The organism is Aeribacillus sp. FSL K6-2848, from assembly GCF_038004325.1.
In the GTDB taxonomy this organism is placed as follows: Bacteria; Bacillota; Bacilli; order Bacillales; family Aeribacillaceae; genus Aeribacillus; species Aeribacillus composti.
The window spans coordinates 3,052,389-3,072,075 of sequence record NZ_JBBOQQ010000001.1; the positions used below are offsets into that span (position 1 = coordinate 3,052,389).

Sequence of the window (19,687 nt, forward strand, 5' to 3'; positions counted from 1 at the left end):
CAAATTATTTAATAAAAAATACTTGACTAGAGGTAAGAAGGGGATGTCTAATAAGTCGTTTTTACGGCTTATTGACGCTCCCATTAATGTTTTAGAAATGTTGATATATCGGTGTTTATGATTTTTTGTTTTCAATGGCGATTTGACTTTCAAAGACAGCCCCTAAACACAAGATAGGAAAAATAGTCTGTCCGATAAATCCCTAAAATGAAGGAGCCCCAAAAAGTCAGTTAACCCTGACTTTTTGGACAGCCCCTTCGAACTTTTACAGCGGCTGTTCACTAGTTTTCTTTTACAGAACGTTTTTCAATTTGCTTCCATTTCCAAACGAGCCAAAGCTGGCTGGCGATAAACAAAGAGGAATAAACGCCTGCGATCAATCCAACCAACAAAGCAATCGAGAAATTTAAAATGGACGAGCTTCCGAATAAAATGAGAGCGACAACAGCAAAGATCACGGTTAAAACGGTGTTAATCGATCTTGTAAAGGTTTGCCGCAAGCTTTTGTTGACAATTTCCGCAAGCTGCTCAAATGTTTTTATTTTTTTCGCTTTTCCCATGTTTTCTTTTATACGGTCAAACGTAACAATCGTATCGTTGATCGAGTAACCAATAATCGTCAACACGGCCGCGATAAATGTAATGTCTACTTCAAGACGGGTGATGCTGAAAAAGGAAATGATAAAAAAGGCATCGTGCAATAGGGCAAGCACAGCTGCAAGCGCCATATAAAATTCAAAGCGGATGGATACATATATGATAATCCCAATGGAAGCAATTGCAACACCGATGAGAGCATTTCGCGCCAGCTCTTTTCCGACTGTTGGCGAAACCGTGCTTATATTTGGCTCTATCCCATACAGCTCTGTGAAATGTTCTTTTACATTTGAAATCGTTTCTTTATCAAATGCGCCTACAAATCGTACAACTGCTGTGCTTTTATCATTACCAGATAATACAATTTCATCCGGCTTAAGCCCGATTGATTTGAATTCTTTTTCGATTGTATCAGCCGATAGCGGCTCATTTGTCGCTAGCTCGACCCGCGTTCCGCTCGTAAAATCGATGCTTAGATTCAATTTAGCAACAAAGAGGATGATGATGCCTGCGACAATTAATACACTTGATAAAACGAAAAACTTCTTCCGATGTTTAACAAAATCAATATGATCAAAGCGAGTTGGGACATCGGTATCTTTATTCGTTTTCGTAATATCCAAAATATCGCTTTTCCTCACGCCAAACCAATGCGGCTTTTTGTCAAATGCCCGGCTCTCTACGAGCAATCCGAGCAGCAATCTACTTAAATAAATCGCCGTAAGGAAGGATATAATAATGCTGACAATGAGCATTGTCGCAAATCCTTTTACAGAGCTTGTTCCAAAAATAAATAAAACAACAGCTGCGAGTATTGTCGTAATATTGGCATCAAAAATGGTTAAAAGCGATCTTTTGTTTCCTGCTTTAAAAGCAGATCGGACACTTTTTCCAAGCTTTAATTCATCCTTAATTCGTTCGTCTGTAATAATGTTCGCGTCAACTGCCATCCCAACCCCTAAAATAAGGGCGGCGATCCCCGGCAATGTAAGCACCGCATGCATCCAATTGTACACAACTAAAATGAGGTATATGTATGAAACAAGCGTGATAGATGCGATCAATCCCGGCAAGCGATAGTAAAAGATCATGAACAGCATAATGAGGCCTACGCCGACGTAACCCGCATAAATGGTTGATTGCATCGCTTCTTCCCCATATTTTGCCCCGACAGAAGTTGAATAAATTTCGTGCAGCTTCACTGGCAATGCACCAGCATTCAGCAAACTTGCTAATTGCTGCGCTTCTTCTACCGTAAATTGTCCTTCAATCGTGACGGTAGTCGTATCAAACACTTCATTTACGTACGGATCGGACAAAAATTTCGGATTCGCTTTTGCTGCTTCTTTTTTATACGAGTCGCCTTCTTCCCAATCAAGCCATATGATCAGCTTATTTTCAGGCGCCATTTTTACTATTTTCTCTGTCACTTCTTTAAATTTTTTCGCATCCTTTAGCTCAACGACAACGTTCGGTTTACCGTTTTGGTCAAATGATTGCTTGGCACCGCCTTGCACTAAGTCTGAACCGTTTAGTAATTCTTTGTCATTGACATCACGAAAGGTCAGCTCTGCCTGCGTCGACAAAATTTTCCGAGCTTCAGTCTGATCCGTCACGCCTGCAAGCTGAACGCGAATTCGGTCATTCCCTTCTATTTGGATATTTGGTTCGCTCACTCCAAGAGCATTCGCCCTTTTGTCCAGCGCTTCAACTGCACTTAAAAGGGCTTGACGGTCAATTTTATCTCCTTTATTTACCGGCTTCACTTCATATAAAACTTCAAAGCCGCCTTTTAAATCAAGACCAAGCGTAATGCCTTCTACGATTGGTTTTGTCGTTGCGCCAGTCAAACCTAAAAGGGCGAAAACAATGATAAAAAATGATATAATTCGGCCTTTTTTTGCCATGTTGATCCTCCTCAAGCTTATATGCGAAACATCGCCTTATCATCTTTAGGTTAATTCTTTTAATATTTCTTGTCCTTCTTTACTATCTAACCATTTTGCATCTTTCATAAACTCAATGGTCGTATAATTCATGAAATCGGACACTTTCACTGACATAATCCCTTCTACTAACCGATGTACTCTGACACCCTCAATTTTTTTCCATTTTTTTCTTTTCAAAAAAGCCCACAATTCATCCTCTGTCATTTTATCGTATCCATACAGCCGGAATTCTTCGAGCTTGCTTTTCAAAAACGGCCTTAAATACTTGCGATAGGCATCTACCGAATAGTTCTCCACTTTTATGCTCCTTTCTTAAAAGGTTGTCATGCCTGTACTTCGAGTCTGCATATAGTAATTGTATATGATATCAAGTTTTTTGAGAAGGCAGGGAGAAAAATGCCGAAGCAAACCTTTTTAAAAGGAATGCTCATTTTAATGACGGCAGGCCTCATCACAAGAATTCTCGGTTTTATTAATCGAATTGTCATAGCCAGAATGATTGGAGAAGAAGGGGTTGGCCTCTACATGATGGCGATGCCTACGTTTGGCCTTGTCGCAGCAGCTACACAGCTCGGTTTGCCGGTTGCCATCTCCAAGCTGGTCGCGGAAGCGGATGCAATAGGAGACAGCAAAAAGGTAAAAAAAATACTGGTTGTATCTTTAACAATTACGTGCAGTTTAAGCATTATCATCGCACCGCTTGTGTTGTTTTCCGCCTCATATATTTCTGAAACATTGCTTACAGACCCAAGAACATTCTTTCCTTTGATTTCCATCACTCCTGTAATTCCTATTATTGCTGTATCCTCTGTTTTGAGAGGCTACTTTCAAGGAAAACAAAACATGACGCCTGCGGCATTCTCCCAGGTGCTTGAGCAAGCGGTCAGAATCGCCTTTATCGCCGTTTGTACAAAAGCTATGCTGCCTTACGGAATCGAATATGCAGCCGCTGGCGCCTTTGTTGCGGCAGCAATTGGAGAACTTGCTTCCTTACTTTACTTACTAATAGCGTTCCGTTTCAAAAAGCAAATTCGAGTGAGAAAATCGTTTTTCCGTTCGTTAAAAAAGGGAAAAGAAACATTCAGTCAGCTCATGAAAATTGCCCTGCCGACAACCGGCAGCCGATTTATCGGCAACATTTCATGGTTTCTCGAACCGATCGTTGTTTCACACAGTTTACTGATCGCCGGCGTTCATTCATCTTTAGCTACAAAACAATATGGGGAATTGACGGGGTATGCGCTTCCTTTATTAATGCTTCCCTCTTTCATAACTTTTTCGCTGTCAACATCATTAGTGCCCGCATTAAGCGAAGCGATTGCCCAAAAAAGGATTCGATTAGCAGAATATCGGCTGAGGCAAGCTTTAAGGCTCTCGCTTGTTACAGGCGGACTAGCAGTTGTTATTTTATACGTGTACGCTGAACCGATCATGATCTTTATGTATGGAAATGCTCAATCTGCCATCTATGTGAAAGTTATGGCTCCTTTTTTCATCTTTTATTATTTCCAAGGTCCACTGCAAGCAGCATTGCAAGCATTAAATTTAGCAAAAGCAGCGATGACCAACAGTTTAATCGGTTCCATTTTAAAAACAGCGCTCATTTTTGTTTTCGCAACTAGGCCTGAGCTCGGCATAATCGGCGCAGCTCTTGCCATTATAAGCGGGTTTATGATCGTTACTCTTCTTCATTATGCAACGGTGCTGAAAGTGTTTAAGTTCACAATTTATTTAAGAGACTATGTTCTATCTTTTGCAGCCATTTTCTTAACAGGTTGGATCTCCTATCATATTTACGATATCTTATTGGAACAACTGCATTTGCTGCCAAAGTTAATGTATGCATGCATGATCACAACAGTTATTTACAGTCTGTTTCTTATCATCTTTCGACTAGTCGAAAAGGAAGAAGTAAAGCGAATTCCCCTAATCGGTCCGTATATAGCAATCTTTATTCCGATGCAGAAAAATCGTTAAAATCTATCCGTTTCATTCCTTTCACCCTGATCTGGCAATTTTAATTCTAAATCTTTTTTTTATGAATATGCTTGTATAAAAGTGATTACCCTTGTACGGGTGAACATGGGAGGAGATGAATGGATGATTGAAGCAAAGCGGTGGGGGAAAGCTGTATTTTACGGTGTTTTTACCATTTTGATCATTGCTTTGATTTCCAGTTTTCTTTTATCTATTTTATTACGATTTACTAGTTTAACAGAAGATTCGCTCTTTTGGGTCATCACATCTATAAGTTTTTTAGCCGTTTTTATCGGAGGTTTTATAGCTGGCGGAAAAGGTAAAGAAAAAGGGTGGCTTTTAGGCGGTGCGACAGCGGTTGCTTACACGGGAATTGTGTTGTTGTTTCAATTTTTAGGTTACGGAAAAACGCTTTCGCCAGAATCGCTATTATATCACGGTGGATTTTTAATCACTTCAATAGTTGGAGGAATGCTGGGAGTCAATATTTCGTCGCCAAAACGGCAGGCTTAAAAAGAAAAAGGGCTTGTCTAAAAAGTCCATAAAAACAGAGCGAATGGAGAAAACAATGAGTTTTTCCATTCGCTCTGTTTCCTTATTTTTGAAATTGGTTTGGGAATTTGCGGCCCATTTCAGTATGTTGTGGGCCATTGCCACAATCCCGAATTCTGTTCGGACTTTATGAAGCCCCCGTAACAGAAATCGAGTGAAACGCAAATTGCCCTTGATGTTACCGAACACACTTTCGACATCCACTTTACGCTTCGCATAAAGAGCTGCCTTTTGTTCGTCACCAAGAGCTGCTTTGGCTTTCGCTTTCATTTCTTCATAAATCGTGTTCCAATATACTCGACGATTTCCTTTGGCTTTCGTACACCCATTCTTCAACGGGCAATCCGTACAATCTTCACACTCGTACACTTTCAAATCTTGTATGTATCCAGATGCATTTTTTCTTTTTTGATAATACTTGAATACGACTTTCCGATTGTTCGGACAGATAAAGCAATCGTCTTCTTCGATGTATTTCCAGTTTTGTACTTTTGATAAATCCTTTTTAAACTTTTTACTTTGTTCCTTCAAATAGGTTTGGTATGGGGCTAATAATTCAAAACGAGGTTCTTTTTCTTCGCCAATCGCATATAAATAGTTTTCTTCACTCGCATATCCTGCATCGGCAATGACATACTTGAGTTTCTTTTCCTTCGGCATCGATTCCAATAACTTTTCCATAAATGGTTGGAAACAGCGAGTATCTCCTGGATTTTGATAAATTTCAAATCCCACGATAAATTGATGTTGTGTGGCGAGTTGAACATTATAACCCGCCTTGAGTTGGCCGTTTTTCATATGGTCCTCTTTCATTCGCATAAAAGTGGCCTCATGGTCGGTTTTCGAGTAGCTATTTCGTTCACCTAGAATCTGTTTTTGTACTTTGTATTTTCGTAATCGTGGAAGATAATCCGTTTGAATCGTTTTCAGTTGTTTGGTGAGTTGGGATTTTTTAGAGCGAAGTTCTTTTTTTCTTTCTTTGTCTTCTTCCTGTTTATAATCTTTTTCCAAAGCTTCTATTCTCTCAGAAAGTTGTGCCGATGATTTTTCTAATTCTTCTTCTAATTGTTCTTCTTTTAATTCCTCCAAGGCGATTTGGTGCGCTTCTTGTAGAAACGATTGAATTTTGGCTCGTAGTTTCTGATCATATTTTTCTACGGATTTTCGCCATACAAACGTATATTTGTTGGCATTCGCTTCTATTTTCGTACCATCCACAAAAATATGGTCGAGGTCGATAAGTCCTTGTTCTACTAGTTGAAGGACAAATTGTTCAAATACAGAATCCATCATGTTTGACATACGAACACTACGAAAATCATTTATTGTGCGATGGTCAGGGGTTTGCAATCCCGCCAACCACATCATCGGAAGATTTTCTTTCACCATTTGCGCTATTTTCCGACTTGAATAAACATTTTGAGTGTACGCATATAAAATCACTTTCAATAACATTTTAGGGTGATAGGGTGCACGACCCCCACCAACATAATGAGTATACAACACTTCATCCGGAATCGATTCCACCATTTCATCCACTAAACGGGCGACATGATTTTCAGGAATATACATTTCGATATCTAAAATGCTCATGACTTGACGATTGCAATAAGGTTGGAAAACTAGTTTTTTGCGTTTCTTATTCTTTTGAACCTCTATTTTTTGAATACCCTCTAGAGTCATTTCTAATTGCGTGTTATAATTTTCTTGAATAGTCATTTGATTATTCATAAGAAATCGTCCTTTCTGTAGAATGTTTTTTGGTCAATTTCATTCTATAAAAAAGGACGATTTTTTTGTACCCTAAAAACAGAAAAAAGGGCTGAGCCCAAGGTCGATTCAATCGACTTTTCGGACAGCCCCCTGTTTTTTGTAGAACTATGATTGTTCTACGACTTCTCTCACAGCATTTCGGTCAAAAGTTAAGCGGGAGCCGTCTCCCGTACGGATGACGATTTTATCTTCATCCAATGAATCAACCGTCCCATGCAAACCGCCAATCGTTACGATTTTATCACCCTTCTTCAAGTTTGCCTGCATGTCACGGATTTGCTTTTGCCTTTTTTGCTGAGGTCTGATCAACAAAAAGTAAAAAATAGCAATCATCAGCACAAAAGGCAGCACTGTTGCTACAAAATTCTCCGACATTTCTTCACCCCTTTCTAAGCATTAAAAGTTTTTCGCATTTGGTTTATTGAATCCGTACCGTTCAAAAAATTCTTCTCGGAAATCTCCTAAACGGTCTTCACGGATTGATTCCCTAATCTGCTCCATTAATTTTATCAAAAAATAGAGATTATGGTAAGATGTTAATCGAATCCCAAATGTTTCATTGCTTTTAATTAAATGTCTGATATAAGCACGTGAATAATTTCGGCAAACGTAGCAATCACAAGATTCATCCAATGGACCGAAATCGCGCGCATATTTCGCATTTTTTACGACAAGCCGACCTGTTGATGTCATTAAGGTGCCGTTGCGCGCAATTCTAGTAGGAAGCACGCAATCAAACATATCAATGCCCCGAATCGCTCCATCTATCAGTGAATCTGGAGAACCGACCCCCATCAAATAACGAGGTTTGTCGCTTGGCAATAAAGGCACGGTAAATTCTAGCACACGATTCATCACTTCTTTCGGTTCACCGACAGAAAGACCACCAACCGCATATCCCGAAAAATCAAGCGAGACAAGATCGCGTGCGCTTTGCTTCCGCAAGTTTTCATATTCGCCGCCTTGTACAATTCCAAACATCCCTTGTTCATTTTCTCTTTTGTGAGCTGCTAGACAGCGTTCAGCCCATCTGGAGGTTCGTTCTACAGATTGTTTCATATAATCAAATGATGCCGGGTAAGGCGGGCATTCGTCAAATGCCATTATAATATCTGATCCGAGAGCATTTTGGATTTCAGTTGCTTTTTCTGGAGATAAAAACAGCTTGTCCCCGTTTAAATGATTGCGAAAATATACTCCCTCTTCTTCAATTCGCCGGAATTCGCTTAAGCTGAACACTTGAAATCCGCCGGAGTCGGTTAAAATCGCTCCATCCCAATTCATAAAAGAATGGAGACCTCCTGCCTCCTTAACGATATCTTCCCCTGGTCGGAGCCATAAATGGTATGTATTGCTCAAAATGATTTTTGCGCCAATTTCTTTTAATTCCTCCGGTGACATAGTTTTGACGGTCGCCAATGTTCCCACAGGCATAAACACCGGAGTTTCAAACGAACCGTGAGGTGTATGTACGATTCCAAGGCGGGCGCCTGTTTGTTTGCATGTTTTGATCAGTTCATATCGAATAGGTGGCTTATTCAATGAAAGCCCCTCCTTTATTCAGTGTACCTCTATTCTGTTTCAAATAATCAGCATGGCATCTCCAAAGCTGAAAAAACGGTATTTTTCCTTTATAGCCTCCTCATACGCGCGAAGAATTGTTTCTCTTCCAGCCAGCGCACTGACAAGCATGATCAGAGAAGACTTAGGAAGATGAAAATTTGTAACGAGTCCGTCTATTCCTTTAAAATTGTAGCCCGGATAAATAAAAATGTCTGTCCAACCGCTTTCTTCGACAAATTTGCCTCCATGTTTTCCAGCAATTGTTTCCAGCGTTCTAGTTGAAGTCGTACCGACTGCGATAATACGTCCTCCCTTTTCTCTTACTTCATTTAATAAGCGGGCCGTTCCCTCTGTCATTTGATAAAATTCCGCATGCATTTTATGTTCTGTAATGTTTGTGCTGCTGACTGGACGAAATGTCCCAAGCCCGACATGCAGCGTTATAAAAGCGATATGAATCCCTTTATTTTTTATATTTTCGAGTATTTCATCTGTGAAATGCAAACCTGCAGTCGGTGCAGCTGCTGAACCAATTTCTCGGGAATAAACGGTTTGATATCGTTCTTTATTATCAAGCTGCTCTTTAATGTATGGGGGCAATGGCATTTCCCCAAGCTGATCCAAAATTTCCAAAAAAATGCCTTCGTATTGAAATTCAATGATTCTACCGCCGTGTTCAAGAGTTCCTACACATGTTCCTTTTAAAAGGCCGTTTCCGAAATTTAATGTTGTCCCTACTTTGACTCGCTTTGAAGGTTTTACAAGGGTTTCCCAAACATTCCCTTCTTTTTCTTTTAGCAATAAAACTTCCACTTTGGCCCCGGTTTCTTCTTTCACCCCGTACAATCTGGCCGGCATGACCCGCGTATCATTTAAAACAAGGCAATCACCCGGAGATACATACTCAATTAAGCTTTTAAATCTGCTGTGCGTAATATCTCCGCTTTTTTTATCAACAATCATTAATCTTGAAGCATCCCTCTCCTTCAACGGAGTTTGGGCAATCAGCTCCTCTGGCAATTCGAAGTCAAATAATTCGATATTCATCCTGTTCACCTAGCTTCTGTCCATTATTTAAACCGTCCTAAAAAAGAAAAAATGAACGTTAAAAGCAAACTAATGACAATGCATGTGACAATCGGAAAGAAGAAGGTGAAATTCCCTTTTTTTACCACGATATCTCCTGGCAGTCTGCCGACAACTTGCATAAATAAGCCGATAAAAAGCAAAATACCGCCAAGCACCATCAATAGCTTTGGAAATTCCGTCATCTTTTCGGCACCTCCATTTGAAAATGTTTATACACAAGATCTGTTACTATTCTTCCCCTCGGTGTTCGCCGAATAAAACCGATTTGCAATAAATACGGTTCATAAACATCTTCAATTGTGTGCGCTTCTTCACCGATTGTCGCTGAAATGGTCTCAATTCCAACGGGTCCTCCTTGGAATTTTTCAATGATCCCTAAAAGAAGTTTATGATCGATATGATCCAATCCAAGTTTATCCACTTGCAAACGCTCCAAGGCGTCTTCAGCAAGATGGGCGCTGATTTTTTCAAATCCGAGCACTTGCGCAAAATCCCTGACCCTTTTAAGAAGTCTGTTCGCAATTCTTGGCGTTCCCCGCGATCTTCTGGCTATTTCAACGGCTGCCTGCTCTTCAATCTCGATATTTAACAGATTGGCCGTTCGTTTGACTATCTTTGAGAGCTCGTGCTCTTGATAATATTCCAAGCGGCTTAACACACCAAATCGATCCCTTAAAGGAGCAGTTAATAAGCCAACTCTAGTTGTTGCACCAACAAGTGTAAACGGTGGCAGATCCAACCTGATCGTACGGGCGCTTGATCCTTTTCCAATGACGATATCTATACAAAAATCTTCCATCGCTGGGTACAAGACTTCTTCGATCGAACGATGCAGCCGGTGAATTTCATCAATAAATAAAACATCCCCCGGTTCTAAAGAAGTGAGAATAGCCGCTAATTCTCCCGGCCGTTCAATCGCGGGCCCTGAAGTATGGCGGATATTCGTCCCCATCTCATTTGCGATAATCGTTGCAAGTGTTGTTTTCCCGAGCCCTGGAGGTCCATATAAAAGAACATGATCCAACGTTTCTTCTCTAATCTTTGCCGCTTCAATAAATATTTTTAAGTTTTCCTTAATCTTTGATTGACCGATATATTGATCGAAAGATTGAGGACGAAGGCTGAATTCAAAATCTTTTTCTCCCGCTTCAGCTTCGCCTGCAACAATTCTTTCCTCCATTGCTATCACCTTATTTCAAAAGCAGTTTCAATGCTTTTTTCACATATTGATCAGTTGAGAGCGATTCACCTTCCAATGACGGCTTGATTTTTGCTATCTCTTTCTCACTGTATCCTAAAACTTTCAGTGCATCGATCGCTTCCATAAGCGAATGATTGCTATGTTTTTGGTCTGTTTGTACCTGATTAGCTAACATGTTGGAAGACGGTTCTGAAACGAATTCGACGAGCTTCCCTTTTAAATCTAAGATGATTTGCCTCGCTGTTTTCTTTCCGACACCAGGAAATTTTACTAAAAATGCTTCATCTTCATTTTCAATGGCCTCCACTACTTGCTTTGCATCCCCATAAGCCAGGATCGCCAGAGCACCCTTCGGACCGATTCCTGTTACGTTTAAAAGCTTGGAAAAGAGAGTCTTTTCTTCACGGCTTGAAAATCCGTACAGAGCGAGGAGATCCTCCCTTACATATTGATATGTATAAACTGTCACTTCTTTTTTTATATGTTTTTGATAGCTGAAAGGATTGGGAGTGAAAATTTGAAAGCCGATTCCGTTCCGATCGATCACAATTGAATCTATTGATATATGATCTACAACTCCGCGGATAAACTCAATCACTGCGTTCACCTCTCATCACTTAACCTATTTTAACATAAAGAACTCGCTCCGTCAGGGAAAGAACTGCAAAAATAAACCGATGCCAAAAGCATCGGTCCTTTTATTTGAATTCATCAGCAGAATAAGCTTTAAAGGTATTGATGACATTTAAATAATTCTCTTTATTTTTTACGGGAATTCCTCTTTTTAGTTGCAGGTGGCGATAGCTTTCCAGTTTTTTTATATCGATCTGGAAAAAAGACTGAATGACTTCATTGTCTGCGTCAGGCTTCCCGTTAAAAATCGACAAAGTCCCATCTTCCATAATACCGAAAAAACCATTTGTTTTTAATAAAGGAGAGAGGTCATCAATTTGCTTTTGAAAGACAATTTCGTCGCCATCCTGACGAACAACCTGCCAATCTTGATATTTCGCAATTACATCTGCGATAGAATGATGATGTTCTGTTTTGACCTCTTCGCTCACTTCGCCATCAAGATAAACTCTTCTCAAGATGACTTCAACTGTCGAGGAATGATGATTCGCATTTGCGAAAGATGCTTCAGGATGGAAATGACAAAAAGCTAAGATCATCAAAGTATAACAAAAGAGGCAAAATACCTTTTTCACATGCCACCACTCCTGAACTTATAACACATTTGTTTTTATTTATTGTAGCCATCATGAGAAGTTTTAACCCTTAGTCCTGATTCTTCATCTTATTACATATTATGGCAACTACCTTGTATATCATGGCATGCTTGTATATTAATACGTTTCAATTAGAAAAAGTAAAATGGATAACTTAACAATTTCATTTTTTTCGGCTGTTAGATTTTTTAATCGTTAATATCAATAAATTTTCAATCACTCATCTTCCTGCATATTATGGAAGACTTCTTGGACATCGTCGTCATCTTCAAGGACATCGATTAATTTGTACATTTTTTCAGCTGTTGTTTCATCTAGTTGCGTGTACGTTTGAGGAATCCATGTGATTTCCGCTGTTTCCAGTTTATATCCTTTTTCTTCTAAAGCGGTTTTTACATTATTCAAATTTTCAGGAGCGGTATAAATTTCAAACGCCTCACCAGACGCTTCTAATTCTTCTGCTCCAGCGTCAATTGCTTCAAGAAACAAGTCATCCTCTTCAATTCCGTTACCATCAATAACAATATATCCCTTTCGTTCGAACATATAGGATACACAACCAGTTTCTCCTAAGTTTCCTCCGTTTTTATTAAAGGCAGTGCGAACACTTGTTGCTGTACGGTTTTTATTGTCCGTCAGACATTTTACCATTACAGCGACACCGCCTGGGCCATATCCTTCATATGTAATTTCTTCATAGTTGGCTCCATCTTGGCTGCCGGTCGCTTTTTTAATTGCTCGTTCTATATTATCGTTCGGCATGTTGGCAGCTTTAGCCTTGTCAATGGCAAGTCTGAGGCTAGGATTCGCGTCAGGATCTCCTCCGCCTTGTTTAGCCGCAACATAAATTTCTTTTGCCAATTTCATAAAAATTTTGCCCCGCTTCGCATCTTGGGCATTTTTTCTTCTTTGAATATTTTTCCATTTAGAATGTCCTGCCATTCTAAAAATCCCCTCTCATAAACAAATCTCGATTTTTAATATAACATATTTTATTTAGCGGGAAAAATTGTTCTTCACAAAAGAAACAGGGAGGAGTTCTCCCTGTCTCGTTAGCGGTTATTTCCGTCAAAAGGCTCTGTTACAGCTTCTCCAATATCATTGAATAGACGTTGGATATCTTCCCCTACATCCGTACCGTTATTCAAGTTATTATTAATGTTTCGCACGCGAGTAAAAGTTTCCTCGTCTGTTATAATATGGATGCTTTTATTTCCAGCCAGTCTTGATACAACTCGTTTGGCTCGATTTTTTACGTTCTGTTCGTTTCGATCAGTTGTATTGATCGCTACTACAACCCTGTCATTTGTTACGAGCGTATCAACATCCTGCACGTTTTTCAGCCGGCTTACCTGATCAGAAATTCGTTCGGCTAATTGAGCATTATTCGAGCCCACATCCCGTAAATGATTATGATAATTGACATCGCTTCTTTGGAAGCCGTTGTTTCTTCTATCGTTCACTGTCAGCGAGCGGTCTCTATTGCGGTCATTTGCATCGCGGAGCATATCATTGTCATCCATTCCGCCGTCAAACATTTCAGTGATCGGTCCATCATTATCAACGTAATCAAAATTGCGATCCCGATCAGCTGAATAGTAGCCAATTGGTGCTGCACCATTTCGATCACGGTCATCCAATGCACCATTATTGTTGTTGCACGCCGCAAGACCAATTGTCATAAAAGAAAGGGCAATAGCTGCGGAAACTGATTTTCTCAATGAAAAAACCCCCTGAAAAACAATTTGAGCATAATAGCTCATCCATAGCTTGTTCTATCAGGGGAGGTTTATTGCTGTTAGTTCCCGGCAATTAATTAAAATTTTGGCGGTGCTGCCGCTAAATTTCGTTTATGCTCAGAACGTCTATGCAGCGCTTCAATGATTTCTTTATCTTTCTCAGGAATTTCCTCTCCCTTTAAAAATTTGTCAATCATATCATATGTTGTTCCCATTTCGTTTTCATCCGTTTGTCCTTCCCACAAACCGGCGCTTGGAGCTTTATTAATAATTTCATCCGGAACTCCTAAAATTTTTGCCATTTCCCTTACTTCGCCTTTTGTAAAATGTACAAGAGGAACAAGGTCTACACCGCCGTCTCCGTATTTCGTAAAATAGCCCGTATACCATTCAGCTGCATTATCTGTGCCAACAACCATGTAACGATAATTGTTTGCCACAGCGTATAATGTTGTCATTCTGAGCCGCGCGCGCGTATTCGCGTCGCCTAATCTTGATGCTTCTTCATTCCAATCGTTTTTAGCTTGAATATTTTTTTGAATGGCGTGAAAAAGCGTTTCATGAGTTTCGGTCAAGTCGATCACCATATAATCAATGTTGCAGCTTTTCACTACTTTTAAAGCATCTTCTTGATCTTTCGGATTGCTTTTACATGGCATGATTAGGCCAAGCGAATGCTCAGGAAACGCTCGCTTAATGAGATGAGCAACTACGGCGGAATCAATTCCCCCGCTTATTCCAACAATTGCACCGTTTAATCCTGCGTTTTTTACTTGATTTTGAAGCCATTCGATTAGTTTTGCAATTTTTTCCTGCATTATGTCATGCACCTTCCTTAGCATCATTTCTTTTTATTATCTATTGTATCATATTGTATTTTACGAAAAATAAATCATGTCATGAAATTTTCAAAGAAAAAAGAGACGATTTTTATCATCGTCTCCAATAAAATTAATCTTCATCTTCTTCATCTTGCGGTGCAACGAACTGGTTATAATCATAGTAAGGCACAGCATAAGGGTAATGCGGTATTCCATATGGTACAAATGGAGCCGCTCGATATCCATAAGGTACAGGACCTCCGCAGCCGCAGTCATCCTGATGACTCGGAAAAGCTCCAGTATGAGGTATATTCTCTGCAAATTCTTGATTTTCCGCCGCCTCCGGGCTTACCCATTGACCGTGCGGTATTCCATAAGGTGCAGCATAAGGTGTCGGCGCCAATCCTGATCCTGGATATACAGGAGATACCGGATGGCATCCTAAGAATGGAAACGGTGGACAAAGAACAGGATATGGTACACATGGAACTACGGGTTGCGGACTGTATTGTATTGGTGAAACGTTTGGCGGAATGTTAGGTGCAACGTTTTCGTAACCATACGCTTCATCATATTCATCATCATCAAAATCTTCGCCATATTGTTGTGGGCTTACAAATTGATTCGGGGCAGGGTTCGGAATATTTGGCCAGACAGGCGCGTAATAAGGCTGCCATTGGGCTCCATAATATGGATTGACATTCGAAAATTGCGGATTCGTCATATCTTTGTTGTCCTCCTCTTTATTTTCTTCTCCTTTACCCAAAACTTCATGAAACACATTTTCAGGCTTTTTCGGAAGCTGCGGTTTGGAATCTTTTGAAGCATAGGGATGCGTTGGAGCCTTTTCCGCTTCTTCATGGATATTCATCATCGGCATATTGAGCATAAAATAATTGCTTACATCAGTTTTTTTCGGATAGTAAGGCTGATAAACTTTTGGAACGGGAGGCACATATGGCTTAGACGGCTTCTCCTTTGCTTCCGGTTCCTCCGTCTCAATAGGAGCAACAGGTTTTTCCTCTGCAAAAGGATGTTCCTTTGCTTCCTTTTTAAAAGCTACTTTTGGCACTTCTTTCTTTAATTCATGTTTCACTTCCTTTTTAATTGGCACATCACCAGTTGGAATTTTTATTTTCATTCCTGGCATAATAAGATCAGGATTGCTCAATTGGGAATTCAACTTTTTTAACTCCTGGAAATCGACTCCATATTTTTGAGCAATTTTCCATAGTGTATCGCCTTTTTGAACAATGTGGATTTTCACTGTTTCCCCCTCCTGTGAAAACGTACTGCCTATACAACTTTCGAATCAAAACATTCATAAATCTTCTTCATCACAACTTATGCAAATTTTAGTGGGATTATGATTTAAAAATGAAGGCTAAGAAAAACGATCCTCTTTTTTAAAAGCCAATTGATATCGATATCAGTACACAGCTGCTGATTTATGCTGCAAAAATTACAAAAATAAAAATACCCGAGGAGGACCCCAGGCATTCAAATTGTTCTTCGTACTTTTGCTATCCCGCATGCATATGGGCAATTGCAATATTTTTCCTTTTTATGAGCTATGATCCAGCATGCGATTTAATGCAAGAACTGCATACTCTTTAATTGATTCATCCACAATGATTTGATTAATTATTTTTCCTTTATCGATTGATTCCAGCGCCCAAACTAAGTGGGGCAGATCAATTCGATTCATTGTTAAACACGGACACATATATGGATTTAAAGAAACGATCTCTTTGTCGGGATTATTTTGTATTAACCGATTCACTAGATTCATTTCTGTTCCGATTGCCCACTTGCTTCCTTTCGGGGAGTTTTGAATCGTATCAATAATATATTTCGTGGATCCCGAATAATCGGCCATCTGAACAACCTCAAATGTACATTCAGGATGAACGATAATTTTCATATCGGGATATTTGCTGCGAATATGTTCAATATTTTTTACTGTAAATTTCTCATGCACTGAGCAATGGCCTTTCCATAAGATGATGGCGACATCTTCCCTTGTTCCATCATAATGCAGCTTTTGTTCAATCGGATCCCAGACAGCCATCTTATTAAGGGGAATACCTAGTTTAAAGGCAGTATTTCTCCCTAAGTGCTGATCAGGTAAAAACAAAATTCTCTTTTTTTGCTTCAGCGCCCAAGCCAGCATCGTTTCAGCATTTGAGGAGGTTACCGTTGCTCCGCCATTTTTACCGACAAAAGCTTTAATCTCTGCTGATGAATTGACATATGTTAATGGCAAAATCGTGTCGTCAAAAAGCTCTTGCAGCTTGCTCCAAGCGGCTTCTGTTTGTTTGATATTTGCCATATCCGCCATCGAACAGCCAGCTCTCATATCCGGAAGAATCACCTTTTGATAAGGCGATGTCAGCATGTCTGCTGTTTCTGCCATAAAATGAACACCACAAAAGACAATATATTCGGCATCTTTTGTTTCTTGCGCTATTTGTGCCAGCTTTAACGAATCTCCTGTTACATCTGCAAATTGGATCACTTCGTCTTTTTGATAATGATGACCTGGGATCATCAGTCTTGTTCCGAATTTCTTTTTAATTTCTATCACACGGTTTTCCAATTCTTCCACAGATCGATGTTTATAATCTTCAGGCATCATTTCTGTTTTTGAAGCATCCAACAATTCAAAAAGATTCATAGCTCATTCCTCCCCGAAAAAGATAAACTAATGTCTATTGAAGGTGCTGAATGGGTAATAAACCCAAGCGATATGAAATCAACATTTGTATCTTTGTAATCCGCTAAATTTTTTAACGTAATTCCGCCTGAAGCTTCTGTAATAATGTCAGGCGGAGTCATATCAACAAATTTTTTCACTTGTTCAGGCGGGCAATTGTCAAACATGATAATATCGGGATGTACTGAAATTGCTTCTTTCAATTGCTCTTCCGTTTCAACCTCCACCTCAATTTTTACCATGTGGCCGACCCGATTTCTTACCCTTTCAACTGCTTTTGTAATCGAACCGCAAAAGGCAATATGGTTGTCTTTAATCATCACCCCGTCATATAAACCAAATCTGTGATTATATCCTCCCCCTATGCGGACAGCATACTTTTCAAACATTCTCAGCCCAGGGGTTGTTTTTCTTGTATCACAAATTTTTGTATGCGTTGAATTTAACGTCAGCACCGCTTGTTTTGTCAAAGTTGCGATCCCGCTCATTCGCTGCAGCAGATTTAACACTACTCTCTCTCCTTGTAAGATGGAACGAATAGAACCTTTTATGACGGCAATCTCTTCCCCCGCTGTCAGCTCATGTCCATCTTTTACAAACATGTGAACTTCAAGGTTGGGGTTTAACATCGAAAAAGCGGTTTTCACCACGTTTTCTCCACAAAAAACTCCGCTTTGTTTTGCTTTTATGACGCCCGATCCTCGGTCGTTTTCTGAGAAAATCGCATCGCTGGACAAATCATTGTCTCCTATGTCTTCCATAAAAAATTGCTTCAATGCCTGCTCGAGTTTTATTTGATTCATTTTTCAACCGCCCCTATCCTTTGCTCGTTTGTTTGTACAATTCGTTTTTCCAGCCATTCAGGTTTTTCCCCCGGATAATCGATCCTGAAATGGCCGCCGCGGCTTTCCTTTCGTAAAAGAGCTCCTTTAGCTATTAAATATCCGGCTGTGATCATGTTAATCCGTTCGATTTCTTCAATTGAATAACTTATAGCATTTAATGGAAAATATTTGACATATCGCTTCAGCCATGAAACAGCCCATGACAGTTCTCCATGCGTCCGTTCGATTCCAACCCATTTTGTCAATATTTTGCGTATTTCTCCTTTTTCTGGAACCTCTGTTTTTTCATGTTCGTTCCAATGGAAATCCCCAAAACTCTCCTGTGAAGACAGCCGCTGATCCAGTATAAATTTTGCAATCCTTTTTCCGAATACAAGACCTTCTAAAAGAGAATTTGATGCTAGACGATTTGCCCCGTGGACACCAGTACACGCCAATTCGCCTACAGCATAAAGCCGATCGATATTCGTTCTGCCGACTAAATCGGTTTCAATTCCGCCCATTAAAAAATGCATGCCAGGCACTACAGGAATTTTCTTTTTGCTCAAATTTACCCGATTTTGCCGACACATCTCAGCAATCGTTGGGAAACGTTCGGAAAAAAATTGAATTTCTGAAATATCCAAATACACTTGATGTCCATCCCGATATTTACGATAAATTGCGCGGGCAACAACATCTCGAGGAGCCAAATCACCTAATGGATGAATTTCGCTCATAAATCTTTGCCCCGTTTCATCGATCAATACAGCGCCTTCTCCCCTGACCGCTTCAGAAATCAATCCTCTGCATGTCCCGTTTATATAAAGCATTGTTGGATGAAACTGTGTAAACTCCATATCGATCAGCCTGCATCCAGCCCGAAAAGCAATGGCAAGTCCGTCTCCCGTTGCGTTCGGATGATTGGATGTCCATTCATAAGCTTGACCGCAGCCGCCGGTTGCCAAAATAATATGGGAGGCTGTATAGACATGTATATTTTCATCTGCTGTTTTGGTAATAATGCCAACTGCCCTTCCGTCCTTTACAACGACATCACAAACAAACTGATATTCATTGATTGTTATCCGGTTTGTTATTTTTTTTAAAAAATGCTCGACCATTTTCCTTCCCGTCGCATCTCCTCCTGCATGGAGAATGCGGCGAAAGGAGTGCGCCCCTTCATTTCCTAAATCCACATTTCCTTGCTCGTCCTTGTCAAATGGAAAGCCCTCATCCATAAGGGATGAAATAATTTCCTTTCCTTCTTGCACGAGCAACTCAACTGCTTCCTTTTTATTGTGGTAGCGCCCAGCATATAATGTATCTTCATAATGAAGGCAGCTATGATCATTTTCATGTATGGCACATGCAATTCCACCTTGAGCCAAATGAGAATTAGAACTAGTTTTCATCGTTTTTGTAATCATTAATATGTTCATTTTTTCACATAATTCGCTTGCAACCGTTAATGCGGCAATACCGCTTCCGACGATGATGACATCATAATGGGTCATCAACAACCCCCCCTTATAAATTTACACATGTCTTGACACATATATTTACACAAAAATACAATATTGACAAGAGGAATTTTTCACAAAATTTTTAAGGCTTGAATAGAGAGGGGCGAAAACAATTGATATACTTTGATTTT

At 39.9% G+C, this 19,687-nt stretch carries 18 protein-coding genes and 1 pseudogene; 2 read left to right on the forward strand and 17 right to left on the reverse strand.

Annotated features, from left to right (window positions below):
- Positions 1-281 precede the first annotated feature (281 nt).
- Together secDF and NSS70_RS14755 are read right to left on the reverse strand one after the other, a co-directional pair.
- On the reverse strand, positions 282-2,504 hold the full coding sequence (gene secDF, locus NSS70_RS14750) for a protein translocase subunit SecDF (RefSeq protein ID WP_339196923.1): 2,223 nt from the start codon (positions 2,502-2,504) through the stop codon (positions 282-284).
- 45 nt (positions 2,505-2,549) lie between these two features.
- Positions 2,550-2,843 (reverse strand): post-transcriptional regulator, encoded by a 294-nt coding sequence (locus NSS70_RS14755; RefSeq protein WP_066249531.1) that lies wholly within the window; start codon positions 2,841-2,843, stop codon positions 2,550-2,552.
- A 99-nt stretch (positions 2,844-2,942) separates the two neighbouring features.
- Here NSS70_RS14755 and spoVB point away from each other — a divergent pair, with 99 nt between their 5' ends.
- Together spoVB and NSS70_RS14765 are read left to right on the forward strand one after the other, a co-directional pair.
- The gene (gene spoVB, locus NSS70_RS14760; protein WP_340881850.1) at positions 2,943-4,523 is read left to right on the forward strand and encodes a stage V sporulation protein B; all 1,581 of its coding nucleotides are present in this window, start codon (positions 2,943-2,945) and stop codon (positions 4,521-4,523) included.
- A 123-nt stretch (positions 4,524-4,646) separates the two neighbouring features.
- Positions 4,647-5,036, forward strand: a complete 390-nt coding sequence (locus NSS70_RS14765) for a TIGR04086 family membrane protein (RefSeq protein ID WP_327847802.1) — start codon at positions 4,647-4,649, stop codon at positions 5,034-5,036.
- On the opposite strand, the gene NSS70_RS14770 is transcribed toward NSS70_RS14765, so the two are convergent.
- The 15 genes and pseudogenes from NSS70_RS14770 to nadB all read right to left on the reverse strand — a co-directional run bounded on the left by NSS70_RS14770 (position 4,980) and on the right by nadB (position 19,547).
- Positions 4,980-6,806, reverse strand: a complete 1,827-nt coding sequence (locus tag NSS70_RS14770) for an IS1182 family transposase (RefSeq protein WP_340881851.1) — start codon at positions 6,804-6,806, stop codon at positions 4,980-4,982. The genes NSS70_RS14765 and NSS70_RS14770 overlap by 57 nt on opposite strands.
- 147 nt (positions 6,807-6,953) lie before the next feature.
- Positions 6,954-7,223: a preprotein translocase subunit YajC gene (gene yajC, locus NSS70_RS14775; RefSeq protein WP_063387973.1), complete on the reverse strand. Its 270-nt coding sequence runs from the start codon at positions 7,221-7,223 to the stop codon at positions 6,954-6,956.
- 21 nt (positions 7,224-7,244) lie between these two features.
- Positions 7,245-8,390 carry a tRNA guanosine(34) transglycosylase Tgt gene (tgt, locus tag NSS70_RS14780; protein ID WP_063387972.1) on the reverse strand — a complete coding sequence of 382 codons (1,146 nt, stop codon included), beginning with the start codon at positions 8,388-8,390 and terminating at the stop codon, positions 7,245-7,247.
- A gap of 39 nt (positions 8,391-8,429) precedes the next feature.
- On the reverse strand, positions 8,430-9,458 hold the full coding sequence (gene queA / locus NSS70_RS14785; RefSeq protein ID WP_063387971.1) for a tRNA preQ1(34) S-adenosylmethionine ribosyltransferase-isomerase QueA: 1,029 nt from the start codon (positions 9,456-9,458) through the stop codon (positions 8,430-8,432).
- Between the two features lie 23 nt (positions 9,459-9,481).
- Positions 9,482-9,682: a DUF2905 domain-containing protein gene (locus tag NSS70_RS14790; protein WP_063387970.1), complete on the reverse strand. Its 201-nt coding sequence runs from the start codon at positions 9,680-9,682 to the stop codon at positions 9,482-9,484.
- Positions 9,679-10,680 (reverse strand): Holliday junction branch migration DNA helicase RuvB, encoded by a 1,002-nt coding sequence (gene ruvB / locus NSS70_RS14795; protein ID WP_066249540.1) that lies wholly within the window; start codon positions 10,678-10,680, stop codon positions 9,679-9,681. Before ruvB ends, NSS70_RS14790 begins: the two co-directional genes overlap by 4 nt.
- A gap of 10 nt (positions 10,681-10,690) precedes the next feature.
- On the reverse strand, positions 10,691-11,299 hold the full coding sequence (ruvA, locus tag NSS70_RS14800) for a Holliday junction branch migration protein RuvA (RefSeq protein ID WP_066249544.1): 609 nt from the start codon (positions 11,297-11,299) through the stop codon (positions 10,691-10,693).
- Positions 11,300-11,399: 100 nt separating this feature from the next.
- Positions 11,400-11,909, reverse strand: coding sequence for a BofC C-terminal domain-containing protein (locus NSS70_RS14805; RefSeq protein ID WP_235600442.1), 510 nt, complete (start codon positions 11,907-11,909; stop codon positions 11,400-11,402).
- A gap of 237 nt (positions 11,910-12,146) precedes the next feature.
- Positions 12,147-12,872 (reverse strand): YebC/PmpR family DNA-binding transcriptional regulator, encoded by a 726-nt coding sequence (locus NSS70_RS14810; RefSeq protein WP_144597700.1) that lies wholly within the window; start codon positions 12,870-12,872, stop codon positions 12,147-12,149.
- A 110-nt stretch (positions 12,873-12,982) separates the two neighbouring features.
- Entirely contained in the window at positions 12,983-13,651 is a 669-nt protein-coding gene (locus tag NSS70_RS14815; RefSeq protein WP_340881853.1) for a YhcN/YlaJ family sporulation lipoprotein, read from the reverse strand.
- A gap of 95 nt (positions 13,652-13,746) precedes the next feature.
- Entirely contained in the window at positions 13,747-14,487 is a 741-nt protein-coding gene (gene nadE / locus NSS70_RS14820) for an NAD(+) synthase (RefSeq protein ID WP_130156071.1), read from the reverse strand.
- Between the two features lie 1,122 nt (positions 14,488-15,609).
- Positions 15,610-15,757, reverse strand: a pseudogene (gene safA / locus NSS70_RS20895) (SafA/ExsA family spore coat assembly protein); the annotation flags it as partial.
- 297 nt (positions 15,758-16,054) lie between these two features.
- The gene (nadA, locus tag NSS70_RS14830; protein ID WP_130156075.1) at positions 16,055-17,167 is read right to left on the reverse strand and encodes a quinolinate synthase NadA; all 1,113 of its coding nucleotides are present in this window, start codon (positions 17,165-17,167) and stop codon (positions 16,055-16,057) included.
- Positions 17,164-18,009, reverse strand: a complete 846-nt coding sequence (gene nadC, locus NSS70_RS14835; RefSeq protein WP_117016761.1) for a carboxylating nicotinate-nucleotide diphosphorylase — start codon at positions 18,007-18,009, stop codon at positions 17,164-17,166. Before nadC ends, nadA begins: the two co-directional genes overlap by 4 nt.
- Positions 18,006-19,547 carry an L-aspartate oxidase gene (gene nadB, locus NSS70_RS14840; RefSeq protein WP_339230341.1) on the reverse strand — a complete coding sequence of 514 codons (1,542 nt, stop codon included), beginning with the start codon at positions 19,545-19,547 and terminating at the stop codon, positions 18,006-18,008. Before nadB ends, nadC begins: the two co-directional genes overlap by 4 nt.
- Positions 19,548-19,687: the final 140 nt, after the last annotated feature.

Coding starts and splice junctions, on each gene's coding strand:
- nadE (WP_130156071.1), bottom strand. CDS start 14,487: ATGCAGGAAAAAATTGCAAAACTAATCGAATGGCTTCAAAATCAAGTA.
- ruvB (WP_066249540.1), bottom strand. CDS start 10,680: ATGGAGGAAAGAATTGTTGCAGGCGAAGCTGAAGCGGGAGAAAAAGAT.
- NSS70_RS14765 (WP_327847802.1), top strand. CDS start 4,647: ATGATTGAAGCAAAGCGGTGGGGGAAAGCTGTATTTTACGGTGTTTTT.
- yajC (WP_063387973.1), bottom strand. CDS start 7,223: ATGTCGGAGAATTTTGTAGCAACAGTGCTGCCTTTTGTGCTGATGATT.
- NSS70_RS14790 (WP_063387970.1), bottom strand. CDS start 9,682: ATGACGGAATTTCCAAAGCTATTGATGGTGCTTGGCGGTATTTTGCTT.
- NSS70_RS14770 (WP_340881851.1), bottom strand. CDS start 6,806: ATGAATAATCAAATGACTATTCAAGAAAATTATAACACGCAATTAGAA.
- queA (WP_063387971.1), bottom strand. CDS start 9,458: ATGAATATCGAATTATTTGACTTCGAATTGCCAGAGGAGCTGATTGCC.
- nadC (WP_117016761.1), bottom strand. CDS start 18,009: ATGAATCAAATAAAACTCGAGCAGGCATTGAAGCAATTTTTTATGGAA.
- nadA (WP_130156075.1), bottom strand. CDS start 17,167: ATGAATCTTTTTGAATTGTTGGATGCTTCAAAAACAGAAATGATGCCT.
- spoVB (WP_340881850.1), top strand. CDS start 2,943: ATGCCGAAGCAAACCTTTTTAAAAGGAATGCTCATTTTAATGACGGCA.
- nadB (WP_339230341.1), bottom strand. CDS start 19,547: ATGACCCATTATGATGTCATCATCGTCGGAAGCGGTATTGCCGCATTA.
- NSS70_RS14810 (WP_144597700.1), bottom strand. CDS start 12,872: ATGGCAGGACATTCTAAATGGAAAAATATTCAAAGAAGAAAAAATGCC.
- secDF (WP_339196923.1), bottom strand. CDS start 2,504: ATGGCAAAAAAAGGCCGAATTATATCATTTTTTATCATTGTTTTCGCC.